Source organism: Saccharopolyspora hattusasensis (assembly GCF_050972075.1).
Taxonomy (GTDB): domain Bacteria; phylum Actinomycetota; class Actinomycetes; order Mycobacteriales; family Pseudonocardiaceae; genus Saccharopolyspora; species Saccharopolyspora hattusasensis.
Genome location: NZ_JBPCDC010000001.1, coordinates 5,745,297 through 5,760,613 on the forward strand (window position 1 = coordinate 5,745,297; position 15,317 = coordinate 5,760,613).

The following is a 15,317-nucleotide window of genomic DNA, read 5'->3' on the forward strand; positions in this document are numbered from 1 at the left end:
CTTGGAGACTGCTCACGGCATGATGGCGTCGCAATCACGACGAAAGGAATGTCATGTCTGACGTGCAACGCTCGCTCGTTCTGCTCAAGCCGGACGCAGTGGCCCGCGGGCTCGCCGGCCGAATCTTGGGGCGCTTCGAGGATGCGCTGCTCAAGATCGTTGGCGTGAAGATGGTGCAGCTGGACGCTGAGTTTACGCGCAAGCACTACTTCGATCTGGAGGAGCGTCGCGGCGCGGAGGCATACGACAGCACCGCTGAGTTCATGCAGTCCGGGCCGGTCATCGCCGTCGTGCTCGAAGGTGTGGACGCTGTGACGAAGGTGCGCAGCATCGTCGGCACCACGTTCCCCGAGGAGGCAGCTCCCGGCACGATTCGTGGCGACTTCGCGCACCAGACGAAGGCGTCCTCGAACGCCACCGGCAAGGCGATCATGAACCTGATCCACGCCTCCGGGAACGCCGAGGAAGCCAAGTACGAGGTCGAGCTTTGGTTCAGCCCGGCCGAGTTGTTCAACTACAAGAGCGCGGCGGATGCCTTCGCGTTCTGACACTCCGATGTGAAACGAAGGGCCAATGACAGCTGTCGACGTCAGAGCATCGCTGAGCAGTCTTGAGGCGATGTTCCATCAGGAAGTCCAGCTCGACCGCCGAGCTGCAGCGGAGACCGCCTTCGCCTTGTCGGTTCGATACCGCCGCGAGGACATCGACGGTGTCCGCCAGTTTGGTACCGCAGGCGAGTGGGCGCGCACCGCCGCCCACCTTCTCGACCAGCTTCCGGCAGACACGCCAGAACAGGTCGCGAGCACACGGCGAGCCGTGGGTGGTGTTGAGATTCCTGAGCTGCTGCATTCTGGCGTCGTGTGGCACCGGCTGGCCGACGTGCTCATCTTCTGCGAGGTGGAGGATGAGCATTGAGGTCGAGTGCCGTGCCCGGTTCGACCGGGCACGGCACGAATCCCTGATGGCTTTCTTGCTGGCCAACGCCCAGGACCTCGGCGAGAACAATAAGCACATTCATTTTTTCGTCCTTCCGGATGCGCTGTTGAAAGTCGTCCACAATCTCTCTAGTGGCACGGCGAAGGTTTCGTTCAAACCTAACAAGATTGGGCAAGGGGCGTTCTTTCCCGAGTACGAATACGCGGTCGATCCCGCCGAGCTCGAAACGGTCGTGAAGACATTCAACCTGCTCGGGTTTGCTGACGCTCGTCACGACGCGCACAATGAACGACACGATTTCCGCTACAAGGGCGTCGAGATCGCCGTGAAGTACAGCGAGGCATGGGGGCACCACGCTGAGTTCGAAGTGGTCCTTCCTGATAGTGCTGACCGCGATGCCCATCACGCCGCGCTTGAGCGCATCAACACCCTTGCCAGCGAGCTCGGGGTTCGGGTTATGACCGAAGAAGAGCTCGCCGCGTTTACGGCGGAGTTCGAGCAGAAGCAAGCCCAAAATAACTGAAACCTTCCAGGAAAGGCCCGTTTCATGGATAGGGGCGAATCGCACGCCCCGGTCGATGACTCGGAAAGTCTTGTGTCGCTTGCTGCGCGCAAGGCGCTTCCTGAGCATCAATACATCGACTGGGCTACTGTTGCATGGATTCAAGGGAACCGAAGCGAGATCCCGCGTGCCGAGCGCCAGGTAATGCCATCATTGTCCGACTCTGTTCGGCGCATCTTGCTCTCGGCCCCGATACCACTGGATTGGCACGCCGAGCCCTTGTTAGCGGACACGATCCACGGGACGCGGCACCTCCTCCGTACCGCAGTGTTCGCTGCGATCCTCGCGGACGAGAACGGGCTCGAAGAGGAGCTCATTGAGGCGCTCGTTGTAGCAGGGGCGTTGCATGACTGCCGCCGCTTGCATGACAAAGACGATTTCGGGCACGGTAGCCGAGGCGCGGACTGGTTCATCAGTCACGTGGACGAGATCGCAGAGTACTTCGATCTTCGCTGCAGTCCCCGGCATCTTGCCAAGGCGGCGATTGCCATAGCGCTGCACGAGGTTCCGTATGCAGCCTTCACCGAAGAGCACCACTTCGCATGGCGGAGTGCTGGGCCGCTTGTGGATCTGCTGAAGACGGCAGACGCGTTGGATCGTTACCGCCTGCCGAAGCTCAAGTGGTGGCCGCGAGAGGATCTGCTCGCGCATCGGGCGCCGCCGTGGCTGCACCGCCTGGCGTTCTTCCTGGTCATTGACTCCGAATCACGGTTTCTTCGAGGCGTTACTGGAGCCGAAGCAGTCCGCGCCTCGCTCACTGTGAGGGGGCTGCTGTGATCGACCAATGGGAGGCGTACCGCATGTGGGCGGAGGCTCACGTCTTTTTCCATAACCCGTACACGGCTGCTGCGGTTACCACCAGCGAGTTCAGTGAGTCCACCGATACCTGGCGTCGCCGCCTGGTCCACGAGACCCCAAATGGTGCGCTGCTGGTGCGCAACACCATGTTCGATGCCCTGTCAGGGCACAAGAAGCTCTACCTCCTCCACGTCACCCATGCACTGGAGAAGATCACCGAGCACGGCGTGATCTACCCAAGCGGTGGCTGCCTGGTCGGCAGCGTCTACTGCACGCCGCTCACGCAGACGGGGCAAGGCTTCCGGATGCACAACCTCGGCAAGTATGTGTTGACGAAGGAGGCCCCCGCCTTCGCCAAAAAGCTCGGTGCGGAGGCTGGCGTGCCGGAGCCTCTGATCATCGAGCTGACGATCCCTTCAGATGGATACAGGGGACTCGCGGGGATCGACTACCTGCGCCTGGGCCTGCTCCACCTGCGGATCTTCGAGCACCTCGAATACCTCCTATCGAGGACCGAGCGCCATCAGCTCCGAGAGCTCGTAACCGGGCGCATCAAGAACAGTACCGGGTTCTTGGGCTTGTGCTGCGGGCTGCTCCATGGTACCGCCGACGTGGGAGCCGAAGACTTTCTACGAGCCCTCGACCAGATCATTCCGACGCTGCCCATACTTGGCTACCTCTACTTCGAGGCGCTCGCCGAGTACGTCATGCTGCACTCCACTTCCAACGCGACGGCCGAGCTGCGTGAGATCGGCGAGCTCAACAACTGGCTGTACAAAGAACTCTTGTTCAGTGTATTTCCACGCATGGGTGGCAAATTCGACCTCAGCAAGTTTCGCCCGCAGCCGCACCAGTTGGGCAAAGTGCTTCGGCGCGTTGATCGAACGCTGGACGTCGCCCATGCCATGCGCTACCTGCGAGACCGGATCAGCTACCTGGTCAATGCTCGTCTTCTCAGTGCGGTCGTCCATCCCGAAGACTGGCACTGCGTTCGCTGGGAGTTCGATGACTTGCGCAAGTTCGCATCGCCCTTGATCGGGCACCTCATCCATCGTGAGCTGCGCTCGTTCGGTCGGTACCCAGACTTCTATTTCTACTACGATCAGCACAAGGCCCTACAGGTGTGGAACTACTGGAACCACATGGACATTGTCGCGCCGTTCAATGGAACCATTCCGAAAGGGGAGGTCGGGGTCAATCCGGCGTACCCCGACCTGAAGTACTCGATCCACCGAGCGGAACTCGGCGAAGATGGCCTGCTTCACCGGTCCGGCAAGCTTCACTCAACGATCGCTCCCCGTCTTGTCGACATCAAGTACAGCTTGATGCGCACTCGTTCCTGGAGTGGAAGAAGTTCGGCTAGGTCAATTACCGCAACGCGAGGATGAGTTATGGCTGAGGCGAAAATTGAGGAGGTGGAGCGCGTCCTTAAGGGCCTGCTCCACGAATGGAACGTGACGCACGGGCTTGCGCGATCGGTCCGCTCCGCCCTAAAAGAAATCGAGCTCTTCCGCAATCACGCGGAAAGCCGCGCTGCAAACTTCGACGGGGTTCCGGTGCAGACAAGGGTCCAGATCGGCGGGGGAGCGCACCGGCTGCCTGGGTTCTTCAACATCGACATCGTGCCGCCTACCGATCTCATATGGGACGTCCGGGAAGGCATCCCACTGCCTAGCGGAACGACTGAGTTCGTCTTCTCCGAGCACTTCCTGGAGCACATCGACTACCCGACGTCGGTCAAGAACTACGTCGCTGAAGTGCACCGGATCCTCGTCGAGGGTGGTCAGGTGGTAACTGGCGTCCCCGACGGAGACGTGGTGCTCCGTGGTTACTACGAACGGGACTTGGGCTTGCTGAGCGAGATGCGGGAGCGGTGGTTTGGCAGGCGCGACAACTTCCACTGCGACACCTACATTGACCTCGTCAACTACGTCTTCCGCGATCAAGACGACTCGGCGAAGTACACCCCTCACCTGTGGGCCTACGACTTCGACAAGCTCGTCAGTTTGTTCGAAGAGGCAGGCTTCCGCCACGTGGAGCGGTGGCCCTTCGACCCTTCCATCGCGAACCCAGACCGCGAGTGGGCTAGCCTCTACGTCCGGGCAATCAAGTGACGTTGAGGGCGGTAAGGGTGTGCTGACCTGCGCGGATGCAAGCTGGGACTAACAGTGCCCAAGTGGGAACTTGACTAAACCGTTCTTCGGCAGCCTGATCGAGTTCATCACGTCCGGTCCGGTCGTGGCCGCGTGCGTCGAGGGCCCGCGCGCGATCTCGGCGTTCCGGCAGCTGGCTGGCGGCACCGACCCGGTCGACAAGGCCGCGCCGGGCAGCATCCGCGGCGACTTCGGCCTGGAAGTCCAGTACAACCTCGTGCACGGCTCCGACTCCGCCGAGTCCGCCGAGCGCGAGCTCAAGCTGTGGTTCCCCGAGATCTGAGGCCGCTGGCCGGGCGCGGTCTGGGTCGCGCAGCCTGCGACGACTGCGACGAAATCGGGTTCACCCGGTACGTCTGAACGCCGATGCTGCGCGATTTCAATTGGAAATCGAAGGTCGAAGGTCCAATTTCCAAATTGAAATCGCCCCCGGTCCTCCTGCCCGGGGCGGACCTCTACCCTGGTCGCGTGCGTGTTGAGTCCGTTTTCGACAGGTTGGAACCGCTGCTACCGCGGGTCTCCAAACCCGTGCAATACGTGGGTGGGGAGCTCAACGCGACGGCGAAGGCGTGGGACGACGTCGCCGTCCGGTGGTGCCTCATGTACCCAGACGCGTACGAGGTCGGCCTGCCCAACCAGGGCGTGCAGATCCTCTACGAGATCCTCAACGAGCAGCCGGATGTCCTTGCCGAACGCACGTACGCGGTGTGGCCGGACCTCGAAGAGCTGATGCGGGAGCACGACATCCCGCAGTTCACCGTGGACAGCCACCGCCCGGTCGGTGCGTTCGACGTGCTGGGTCTCAGCTTCGCCACCGAACTCGGTTACACCAACCTGCTCAGCGCGCTTGACCTCGCGGGCATCCCGCTGCACGCGGTGGACCGCACCGACGACGACCCGATCGTGCTGGCCGGCGGGCACGCGGCGTTCAACCCGGAGCCGATCGCCGACTTCCTGGACGCCGCGGTGCTCGGCGACGGCGAGGAAGCCGTTCTGGAGATCACCGAGGCCATCCGCCGCTGGAAGGCCGAAGGACAGCCGGGCGGCCGGGACGAGCTGCTGCTCCGGCTCGCGGAGTCCGGCGGCGTGTACGTGCCGAAGTTCTACGACGTCAGCTACCGCCCCGACGGGGCGATCGACGAAGTCGTGCCCAACCGTGACCGGGTGCCGTACCGGGTCTTCAAGCGCACCACCATGGAGCTCGACGACTGGCCGTACCCGAAGAAACCGCTGGTCCCGCTGGCCGAGAGCGTGCACGAGCGGATGAGCGTGGAGATCTTCCGGGGCTGCACCCGAGGCTGCCGGTTTTGCCAGGCCGGGATGATCACCCGGCCGGTACGGGAGCGGTCCATCGAGGGCATCGGCGAGATGGTGCAGCGCGGGCTGGCTGCCACCGGCTTCGAAGAGGTCGGCCTGCTGTCGCTGAGCTCGGCCGACCACTCCGAAATCGCCGAGATCACCAAGGGGCTGGCGGACCGCTACGAGGGCACCAACACCGGGCTGTCGCTGCCGTCGACCCGGGTGGATGCCTTCAACATCGACCTGGCCAACGAGCTTTCCCGAAACGGCCGCCGCTCTGGCCTGACCTTCGCGCCCGAGGGCGGCAGCGAGCGGATCCGCCGGGTGATCAACAAGATGGTGTCGGAGGAGGACCTGATCCGCACCGTCTCCGCCGCGTTCGCCAACGGCTGGCGACAGGTCAAGCTGTACTTCATGTGCGGCCTGCCGACCGAGACCGACGAGGACGTGCTGCAGATCGCCGAGATGGCCAAGGAGGTCATCCGGGCCGGTCGCGAGGTTTCGGGCCGCAAGGACATCCGCTGCACGATCTCGATCGGCGGGTTCGTGCCCAAGCCGCACACCCCGTTCCAGTGGGCCGGGCAGACCGACCCGGACACCATCGACAACCGGCTGCGCAAGCTGCGCCAAGCGATCAACGCCGACCGCAGCCTGGGCCGGAACATCGGCATGCGCTACCACGACGGCAAACCGTCCCTGGTCGAAGGCCTGCTCTCGCGCGGCGACCGCCGCCTCGGCCGGGTCATCGAGCGGGTGTGGCGCGAAGGCGGCCGGTTCGATGGCTGGAACGAGCACTTCTCCTTCGAGCGCTGGATGTCCTGCGCCGCCGCCGAGCTCGAGCAGTTGGGCGTGGACGTGGACTGGTACACCACTCGGGAGCGCGGCGAGCACGAGGTGCTGCCGTGGGACCACCTCGACTCCGGGCTGGACAAGGAGTGGTTGTGGGCCGACTGGCAGGACGCGCTGGACGCCCGCGAGCAGGACGACTGCCGGTGGACGCCGTGCTTCGACTGCGGCGTGTGCCCGACAATGGGCACCGACATCGAGGTCGGCCCGACCGGGCGAAAACTGCTGCCGATCTCCCCGGTCGGCCAGGGCTCCCCGGTGCGCAACCCGGCGTTCAACGGCGGCTGACCACTCGGACCAGATCCCGGTTTCCGCTGGTCAGGTATTGCGGAACGGCTGCGTCTCGGCGGAACCGAGGATGTGTGCAGGAGCAACCAGGGCCCGTGCGCCGAGCTGTCGGTGCAGGGTGGTCGCCGGGGTACGGTCCTTCGAAACATGACCCGCAGGTGTTGTCACACTGCGGTTGAGCACGCAAGCATCGACATCGGAGCGGTCGACGGCGACCGCCGATGACGATCATGGTCGGGGAGGGCATCCTGAGTCGGCGAGATCACCCCAATCCCTCGGCGCCACCGGTGCAGAAACTGCGGCTGCGCTACGCCAAACGGGGGCGGCTGCGGTTCACCTCGCACCGGGACGTCGCGCGCGCCTTCGAACGCGCGCTGCGGAGGGCCGGGGTACCCATGGCGTATTCCCAGGGCTTCAGCCCGCACCCGAAGGTGTCCTGGGCGGGCGCGGTGCCCACCGGCGTGTCCAGCGTGGCCGAGTACGCCGAGGTCCAACTCGTCGAACGGCTCGACCCGGAGGTGCTGCGCGACGAGCTCAACGCCGCGCTGCCCGACGGGATCGACGTGCTGGACGCGGCGGACGCCGAGCCCGGTGCGCTCGCCGACCGGCTGCAGGTCAGCCGGTGGCGGATCGATCTTCCCGGCACGGACGTCGCCGAGCTGCGCGACGCCGTAACGGCGCTGATGGCGGCCGATACCGCGCTGGTGGAGCGGATGACCAAGGACGGCCGCCGCACCATCGACGCGCGGGCGGCGCTGGTCAGCGCGGAGGTCCAGGGCGCTCCCCGGATCGTCGCGCAGGGTGATCAAGTTTCCGCGTCGACCGCCCAGGTGGACGATTGGCCGGAGGCGTCAGAACCGTATGGGATACTTGTAACGGTCGTGCGGCAGACAACACCGGTCGTACGACCCGACGACGTACTGAGCGCCCTGCGTGTCGTCGCTGATCTGGCACCGTCGGCCGCCGCGAGCGCGACCCGGCTGGAGCAGGGTCGGCTCGACGACGGGGGACGGATTGTCGACCCGTTGGCCCGGGCCTCAGGCGGCGACCGGATTCCGGCGGGAGGCCCCGCGGCGGGGTGACGGGCGGCGCGGACGTCGTCGACCCGCCGTGTGACTTCCCGGCCTGAAGGCCCGGGGCGGAGGGACCACGAAGAATTGCCGTCGCCTGCGGGCGGCGGAGACCGAAGATCGCAAATGCCTCTGTGCGGCCGCGTCCACCCGGACGCGCCCGGGGGCGGAGGAGCTGGATGTTGAACATGAATACGCCCGCTGGAAGCACCAGCGGGCAATCGCCCACACCTACCCGAGAAGGGCAGGGCACGATCGAGCTGCCCGCCAAGCTCCGGGTCCACGCACTGGCCAAGCTGCTGGGCGCCAGCAGCCGGGAGATCATCACGACGCTGGAATCGATCGGTGAATCGGTCCGCAGCGCGCAGTCGAACATCACCCGCGACGTCGCCCTGCAGGTGGTGCAGGCCCTGCACCCCGAGCTGGTGGCGGAGTCGGGCAACCCGGCCGAAGCCGAGGCGCCGGACGAGGCCGAAACCAAGAGCGAACAGCAGTCCGCGGTCGAGCCCGTGGTGCCTGCTGCTGACTTCACGCCCGCCGCAGTCGAGCCGGGCGCCAGCGCGTCCGCGCCCGGGCTGACGCCGCTCTTCGCCGCGCCAGAGGCGATGTTCCTGGCACCGCAGCAGCAGGAGGCGCGGCCCGTGCCGAAGGCCGAGCCGGTGCCGCCCGAGGCGCAGCCGGAGCCCGAGGCCGTCGAGGCCGAAGAACCCGGGGTGGACGCCGAGGCCGAGGACGAACCCGCTGGTCGCCGCCGTCGTAGGCGGGGCCGCCGGGGCCGTGGTCGGGGTCGCGGCGCCGAGTCCGAGTCGGGTGGCGAGGAAGAGTCGGAGATCACCGAGGAGACCAGCGCCGAAGCCGCCGAACCGGCCGCCGAGGAAGCCACCGAGGGACAGTCGGCCGAGGCCGAAGGCGCGGGCGAGTCCAACCGGCGCCGTCGGCGTCGCCGCCGTCGCAAGGGCTCTGCGGACGACGAGAGCGGCGCCCGCGAGGACGACCCGCCGAACACCGTCGTGCACGTGCGCGAGCCGGTGGCCGCGGAAACCCGCCAGGACAGCAGCGACGACGAGGTCCGCGCGGTCAAGGGCTCGACCCGGCTGGAAGCCAAGCGGCAGCGCCGCCGGGACGGCCGCGAGGCCGGTCGCCGCCGGGCACCGGTGCTCTCCGAGGCCGAGTTCCTGGCCCGCCGCGAGTCGGTGGACCGCAAGATGGTTGTCCGGCAGAACGGCGACCAGACCCAGATCGCGGTGCTCGAGGACAACGTCCTCGTCGAGAACTTCGTGACCTCGTCGGGCTCTGGCTCGCTGGTCGGCAACGTCTACCTCGGCCGAGTGCAGAACGTGCTGCCGAGCATGGAGGCGGCGTTCGTCGACATCGGCCGGGGCCGTAACGCGGTGCTCTACGCCGGCGAGGTCGACTGGGACGCCGCAGGGCTGGCCGGCAAGGCCCGCCGCATCGAGCAGGCCCTGCAGACCGGCGACAGCGTGCTGGTGCAGGTCACCAAGGACCCGGTCGGCCACAAGGGCGCGCGCCTGACCACCCAGATCAGCCTGCCCGGCCGATTCCTGGTGTACGTGCCGGGCGGCGGTGCCACCGGCATCAGCCGCAAGCTGCCGGACACCGAGCGCAAGCGGCTCAAGGAGATCCTCAAGCGGATCGTGCCGGACAACGCCGGGGTGATCATCCGCACCGCGTCCGAGGGCACCAGCGAAGAGGCGCTGGACCGCGACGTGCGGCGCCTGCAGGCGCAGTGGGAGGTCATCAAGGAGAAGGCCGAGACACCTGGCGCGCAGGCCCCGCAGCTGCTCTACGAGGAGCCGGACCTGCTGATCAAGGTCGTCCGCGACCTGTTCACCGAGGACTTCTCGGCCATGACGGTCCAGGGCAACGACGCCTGGGACACCATCGAGTCCTACGTCAAGCACGTCGCACCCGACCTGGCGCAGCGGCTGTACAAGCACGTCGGCAAGAACGACGTGTTCACCGAGCAGCGGATCAACGAGCAGATCGCCAAGGCCCTGGACCGCAAGGTCTGGCTGCCCTCCGGCGGCTACCTGGTGATCGACCGCACCGAAGCCATGACGGTGATCGACGTCAACACCGGCAAGTTCACCGGCTCCGGGGGCAACCTGGAGGAGACGGTCACCCGCAACAACCTGGAGGCGGCCGAGGAGATCGTCCGCCAGCTTCGGCTGCGCGACATCGGTGGCATCATCGTCATCGACTTCATCGACATGGTGCTGGAGTCCAACCGCGACCTGGTGCTGCGCCGCCTCACCGAGTGCCTGGGCCGGGACCGCACCCGCCACCAGGTCGCCGAGGTGACCTCGCTCGGTCTGGTGCAGATGACCCGCAAGCGCGTCGGCACCGGGCTGCTGGAGGCCTACAGCAGCACCTGCGAGCATTGCCGCGGTCGTGGCCTGCTGGTTTCGACGGAGCCGGTCACGTACCCGAACGGCCAGGCCGCCAACAACGGTGCTCGCCGCAACCGGCACCGCGGCAAGCAGTACGACGAGCAGCCCGCTCCGGAGCCGCGCAGCGAGGCCAAGACGGAGGCCGTCAAGGCCGAAGAGCCGAAGGCCGAGGCTGCCAAGGTCGAGCAGCCCAAGCCGGAGCCCGTCAAGCCGCCGGAGCCGGTGAAGCCAGCGGAGCCTGCGGCCGTCGAGTCCGAGCCGGAGATGGCGAAGCCGGAGGCGCCGGTTGAGCCGAAGGCGGCCGTCGAGTCGAAGGCGGTGGAGCCCGCGGCGGAGCCACTGAAGGCCGAGCCGGTGGCGGCGGCCCGTGCAGAGGCCAACGGCCGACCGCGGCGGAAGGCGAGGCGGGCCGCTGGGAGCGCCGGTGCTCCGGTGACTCCGCTGGTGGTCAGCAAGTCGGCGGAGCCGCAGCAGTCCGCCGACAACGGAATGCCGAGCGTCGCCCCGGCCGCGCCGGTGCGGCGGGTTCGCCGGGCCGCGTCGCGTCCGGCCGGTCCGCCGGTGGAGGACCCCACCGGGGCTGCGACCGAGGGCTGAGCAGATTCGACGGAATGGCCGATTCGTTCAAGAACGGATCGGCCTTTCTTCTTATCGTCGGCACATGATTCGATGCACCGCCGAGCGCGTGACCGCCGTCGAGCAGTTCGTCTGGCTGACCGCGCGAGTGCTGGAACAACGCCGTTTCGAGTTCTTGTTCGCCAAAGGCGGCGCGGACGGGGTGCTGGCAGCGCTCGATGCGTACCGCTGCGCCGACGGCGGCTACGGCTACGCCCTGGAACCCGACGCGCGTGGCCCGTTCAGCCAGCCGCTGCAGACCTACACGGCGCTGATGATCCTCGACGAGGTCGGGGCGTGTGACGGGGCTGCGGTTGCGCGGGCCTGTGACTATCTGATGTCGATCACGCGTCCGGATGGCGGTGTGCCCGCCGGTGACACGCGGCTGCGGGACTACCCGCACGCGCCGTGGATGCCGGTGGTCGAGGAACCCGACGGGAACCTGCTCACCACCGGACTGCTCGCCGGTGTGCTGCACAAGAACCGGATCGAGCACCCGTGGCTGGCCGGGGCCACCGAGTTCTGCTGGCAGCGGATCGATGGGCTGACCGAGAGTCACCCGTACGAGGTGCAGGCGGCGATGGCGTTCCTCGACCACGTTCCCGATCGGCATCGGGCGCGTGCGACGGCCAAGCGACTGGGCGAGTTCGTGCGGGAACAGGGGTTGGTACTGATTGATCCGCAGCACCCCGAACGAGCCCAGGTGCCTCCCGGCTACGCCCCTGGCGAGCTGCACTGCGTCTGGGATTACGCGCCGGAACCGGCGAGCCTGGCGCGTTCGTGGTTCTCCGACGAAGAGATGACACAGGGCCTCGACCACCTCGCGGGCCTGCAGGAGGACGACGGCGGCTGGCCGATCCGCTGGCGCGCGTGGGCCCCCGGTACCCGACTGGAGTGGCGCCCCCGGGTGGCGATCGAAGCCCTGCGCACCCTCCGCGCCTACGACCAAGTCTGAACCGGGGCCGTGAGCAGCCCAGCCTTTGCTCACCTGTGCTAGGTTTTGCTCATGCGAGCAAATTACAGCTCAGGTGAGCAAGGCGGGTCGTTCACCGAGCGGGGCCGGCGGGCGCAGATCGTCGAGGCCGCCATCGAGGCGATCGTCGAGCTCGGCTACTCGCGCGCGTCGTTCGGGCAGATCGCCAAGCGGGCCGGGCTGAGCAGCACGGGCATGATCTCCTACCATTTCAAGAACAAGGCCGAGCTGATGCAGCAGGTCCTCACCGATGTCTACGCGGCGGCCGAGAAGCTGGTGGGAGCACGCATCGACGCGGCCGGCACGGCGCGCGACCAGCTCCGGGCGTTCATCGAGTCCAGTGTGGACTTCTATCGAACGAACCACCGGCAGCTCCGGGCGCTCACCGAGATCTTCTTGAACGAACGCGGCGACGACGCGGCGTTGCCGCACCGACGGGAACTCGAAGGTCTGCGAGAACTGCTCCGCGCCGGTCAGCGGTCGGGGGAGTTCCGGGACTTCGACCCGCACGTCATGGCGGTGACATTGCGCCACGCGCTGGACGGCGTCGCGCTTCGCCTTGGGGTAGAGCCCGATGCCGACGCCGACCTCTACGCCCGCGAGCTCGCGACCACGTTCGATCTGGCCACCCGAGCGGGTTGAGCCGACTGGGGTGCGGGGCGTCCCGCAACGACACGGAGGTGTCATGAACAACATCGTGGAACTGGATACGGGCCGCGTGCGCGGGCTGACCTACGAGAAGCACCGGCTGTTCCAGGGTATTCCGTACGCCGCGCCACCGGTCGGCGAGCGGCGGTGGTGCTCGCCGCAACCCGTCGATCCGTGGCCGCAGGTGCGCGACGCGACCGAGCCGGGCAGCCCCTGCCCGCAACTCCCGCAGGACTTCGCCGACATCGCCAGCCTGGACGAGGACTGCCTGTTCCTCAACGTCACGGCCCCCCGGACCGGCGGCTCCAAGCCGGTCATGGTGTGGCTGCACGGTGGCGGCGGGGCCAACGGCGAGGGCGCGATCTTCGATGCGCATCGGCTGGCCGTCGCAGAGGACGTCGTGGTGGTGACGCCGAATTCGCGGCTGGGCATCTTCGGCAACTTCGGCTACCCGATCCTGGCCGGCGGGGGCGGGTTCGGGATTGAAGACCAGCAGGCGGTGCTGCGCTGGGTGCAGCGAAACATCGACGCGTTCGGCGGAGACCCGGGCAACGTGACGCTGTTCGGCGAGTCCTACGGCGGGCTCAACGTCAGCGCGCACCTGGTCGCGCCGGGCTCGGCTGGGCTGTTCCACCGGGCAATCGTGCAGAGCGGGTTCGCGCTGCTGCGTTCCCCGGCCGGTGCCTGGGCGCCCGGATCACCCGAGATGCCGACCATGTGGCTGTCCACAGTGGAACTCGAAGAGTTGGCGGAGCACCTGGTCGGCCAGCTCGGCTGGGTGCAGCCAGGGAAGGGGGCGGCGATCGAGCAGTTGCGCCGCGTCCCGGTCGAACAGCTGATCAACGTGTCATCGGTATTCAGCCGGCCAGCTTTCGGCGGCGCGGTGCTGCCGGAGTCACCTGCACAGGCGTTGCCAGGTGGACGGTTCCACCGGGTCCCGGTGCTGACCGGTGGAACCCGGGACGAGGCCAGGCTGTTCACGGCGCTGTTCTGGGACGCCGCAGGTCAACCGATCACGCCCGACGGCTATGACAAGCTGCTCGCAGACGGCTTCGACGCCGCAGCCGACGAGGTGGCCGAGCGGTACCCCGTTGACGCGCATGCGAGTCCGAGCCTGGCCTGGGCGGATGTGATCGGTGACGCGGCTTGGGCACGCTCGGTGTGGAACTTCGCGAACGCGCTGAGCGCGGAAACCGCCACGTACGTCTACGAATTCGCCGACCGGAAGGCGCCGCCGGTCGTGCCGTTCCCGCCGGGATTCCCGCCCGGTGCCCACCACTCCGCCGAGGTTGCCTACCAGTTCGACCTCGGCGACCCGGCGCCGCTGACCGAAGCGCAGCGCCGGCTGGCGGCGACGATGAACCACTATTGGGCGAACTTCGCGCGCAGCGGTGACCCCAACGGGCCGGATCTGCCTAGCTGGCAGACCTTCTCGGCGGCCGATCCGCACGTGCAGTCGCTGCACGCGGAACAAATCACCGGAACGGACTTCGCAGCCGAACACCGCCTGGATTTCTGGAGCGCTCTCGCCTGATCGCCAGGTGCCGTGAATGGTTTCGCGTCGCTATGGCGGCTGTTTGGGATGTGGTGGTGTGGAGTTGTTGCGGGGCCGCTGGTGCCGTTGAAGCGCCGAGGCTCTTGGCGCGCCCTCGCGGGGCCGGGGCGCGCCGGGCTATCCGGGGCAATGCCGGTGATGGGTGCGGCGAACGGACCGTTTGTGCCGTCTATCGGGGTGGAGGTTCCGTTCGCTTCACGCCGACGACGCCAGACGCATCACCGCCGCACAATGAGTTCCCGACGAGCCTCAATGGCGCCCAAAGCACTCACGAGCCGGCGGCAGCGGGCTGAAGTACTGGCGCGGGGTCACCCCGGCGAGGCGGCGGAACTCGCGCGTGAAGTGCGCTTGGTCGGCGTAGCCGCTGGCGTGGGCGAGCCCCGCGAGGCCGCCCGAGCCGACGCCTAGCCGCGTCGCCCGCTGGAAGCGGAGCACTCCGGCGAGGGTCTGCGGGCCGTATCCGACGGCAGCCGCGACACGCCGTCGGAGTTGGCGCACGGACAGCCCGACGCTGTCCGCGAGCGCCGGAATAGTGGGTGGGGCCGGGGCATCGAGGGCAGCCACCACAGGCGTCAGCGCCGGATCGGGCCGGTACTCCGACAACCGCGAGCACGCGAACTCCTCCAGGATCCGCCCAGCCTGATCCGGCGCATCGCCGAGCCGGCCCACGACGTCCCGCATCGAGGCGCCCCAGATGTCGACGCTGTCGACCTGCAGGTCGCGCAGTTCGGTGGGGGGGATGTCGCCCAGCAGCAGGCGGGCAGCACCGGGCTTGGCGCGGATCCCGGTGATGCGGCTGCCCGGCGGCAGCGCCGAGAGCCTGGCGGTGGTGTCCGGTCCGACCACGTCGAGCCGGTCGCCCATCCAGATCAGATCCACGCAGCCGTCCGGGACCACGCGCTGCAGGTAGCCGAGCGCCCCAGCCCCGTGCGTCCACACGCAGGCGATCGCCGTGCTCAGCGCTCCGACCGGCGGCCGCTCGCGATACCGACTCACGGTCCCATGATGCCCACCCGCCCCGACACCGGAACCAGCGACGGGTGCGAGCAACCACGCCGCCGCAGGCACCCAACACCGCAACCCGCTCACCTGGTCAGGCATGAGTCCGACCCGCTCAGTCGGGTCGGAGGTGCCCCTCGCTCGGATCGAAAACGCCCGCCCCG

The 15,317-nt window shown here is 67.3% G+C and carries 13 protein-coding genes and 1 pseudogene; 13 read left to right on the forward strand and 1 reads right to left on the reverse strand.

The features are described from left to right. Positions 1-53 precede the first annotated feature (53 nt). The 13 genes and pseudogenes from ACRXBZ_RS27490 to ACRXBZ_RS27550 all read left to right on the forward strand — a co-directional run bounded on the left by ACRXBZ_RS27490 (position 54) and on the right by ACRXBZ_RS27550 (position 14,133). Complete coding sequence (locus tag ACRXBZ_RS27490; RefSeq protein ID WP_433881548.1) at positions 54-548, forward strand: nucleoside-diphosphate kinase; 495 nt, start codon at positions 54-56, stop codon at positions 546-548. 25 nt (positions 549-573) lie between these two features. Then, on the forward strand, positions 574-915 hold the full coding sequence (locus ACRXBZ_RS27495) for a hypothetical protein (protein WP_433881549.1): 342 nt from the start codon (positions 574-576) through the stop codon (positions 913-915). Further along, entirely contained in the window at positions 905-1,459 is a 555-nt protein-coding gene (locus tag ACRXBZ_RS27500; protein WP_433881550.1) for a hypothetical protein, read from the forward strand. The genes ACRXBZ_RS27495 and ACRXBZ_RS27500 overlap by 11 nt, the downstream gene beginning before the upstream one ends. A 24-nt stretch (positions 1,460-1,483) precedes the next feature. Next, positions 1,484-2,275 (forward strand): HD domain-containing protein, encoded by a 792-nt coding sequence (locus ACRXBZ_RS27505; RefSeq protein WP_433881551.1) that lies wholly within the window; start codon positions 1,484-1,486, stop codon positions 2,273-2,275. Then, positions 2,272-3,684: a hypothetical protein gene (locus ACRXBZ_RS27510; protein WP_433881552.1), complete on the forward strand. Its 1,413-nt coding sequence runs from the start codon at positions 2,272-2,274 to the stop codon at positions 3,682-3,684. Before ACRXBZ_RS27505 ends, ACRXBZ_RS27510 begins: the two co-directional genes overlap by 4 nt. Positions 3,685-3,687: 3 nt before the next feature. Next, positions 3,688-4,410 carry a class I SAM-dependent methyltransferase gene (locus ACRXBZ_RS27515; RefSeq protein ID WP_433881553.1) on the forward strand — a complete coding sequence of 241 codons (723 nt, stop codon included), beginning with the start codon at positions 3,688-3,690 and terminating at the stop codon, positions 4,408-4,410. 76 nt (positions 4,411-4,486) lie between these two features. Then, a pseudogene (locus ACRXBZ_RS27520) lies at positions 4,487-4,732 on the forward strand (nucleoside-diphosphate kinase); the annotation flags it as partial. A gap of 185 nt (positions 4,733-4,917) precedes the next feature. After that, positions 4,918-6,882 (forward strand): TIGR03960 family B12-binding radical SAM protein, encoded by a 1,965-nt coding sequence (locus tag ACRXBZ_RS27525; protein ID WP_433881554.1) that lies wholly within the window; start codon positions 4,918-4,920, stop codon positions 6,880-6,882. Between the two features lie 287 nt (positions 6,883-7,169). After that, on the forward strand, positions 7,170-7,964 hold the full coding sequence (locus tag ACRXBZ_RS27530) for a TIGR03936 family radical SAM-associated protein (RefSeq protein ID WP_433883983.1): 795 nt from the start codon (positions 7,170-7,172) through the stop codon (positions 7,962-7,964). A gap of 167 nt (positions 7,965-8,131) precedes the next feature. Further along, on the forward strand, positions 8,132-10,960 hold the full coding sequence (locus tag ACRXBZ_RS27535) for a translation initiation factor IF-2 N-terminal domain-containing protein (RefSeq protein ID WP_433881555.1): 2,829 nt from the start codon (positions 8,132-8,134) through the stop codon (positions 10,958-10,960). A gap of 88 nt (positions 10,961-11,048) precedes the next feature. Further along, a complete protein-coding gene (locus ACRXBZ_RS27540) occupies positions 11,049-11,933 on the forward strand; it encodes a hypothetical protein (protein ID WP_433881556.1) in 885 nt (294 codons plus the stop codon). Positions 11,934-11,984: 51 nt separating this feature from the next. Next, positions 11,985-12,593: a TetR/AcrR family transcriptional regulator gene (locus ACRXBZ_RS27545; protein ID WP_433881557.1), complete on the forward strand. Its 609-nt coding sequence runs from the start codon at positions 11,985-11,987 to the stop codon at positions 12,591-12,593. Positions 12,594-12,636: 43 nt separating this feature from the next. Continuing rightward, positions 12,637-14,133, forward strand: a complete 1,497-nt coding sequence (locus ACRXBZ_RS27550; protein ID WP_433881558.1) for a carboxylesterase/lipase family protein — start codon at positions 12,637-12,639, stop codon at positions 14,131-14,133. A gap of 270 nt (positions 14,134-14,403) precedes the next feature. Here the strand turns inward: ACRXBZ_RS27550 and ACRXBZ_RS27555 are convergent, their stop codons facing one another. After that, positions 14,404-15,255 (reverse strand): helix-turn-helix domain-containing protein, encoded by an 852-nt coding sequence (locus tag ACRXBZ_RS27555; protein WP_433881559.1) that lies wholly within the window; start codon positions 15,253-15,255, stop codon positions 14,404-14,406. Positions 15,256-15,317: the final 62 nt, after the last annotated feature.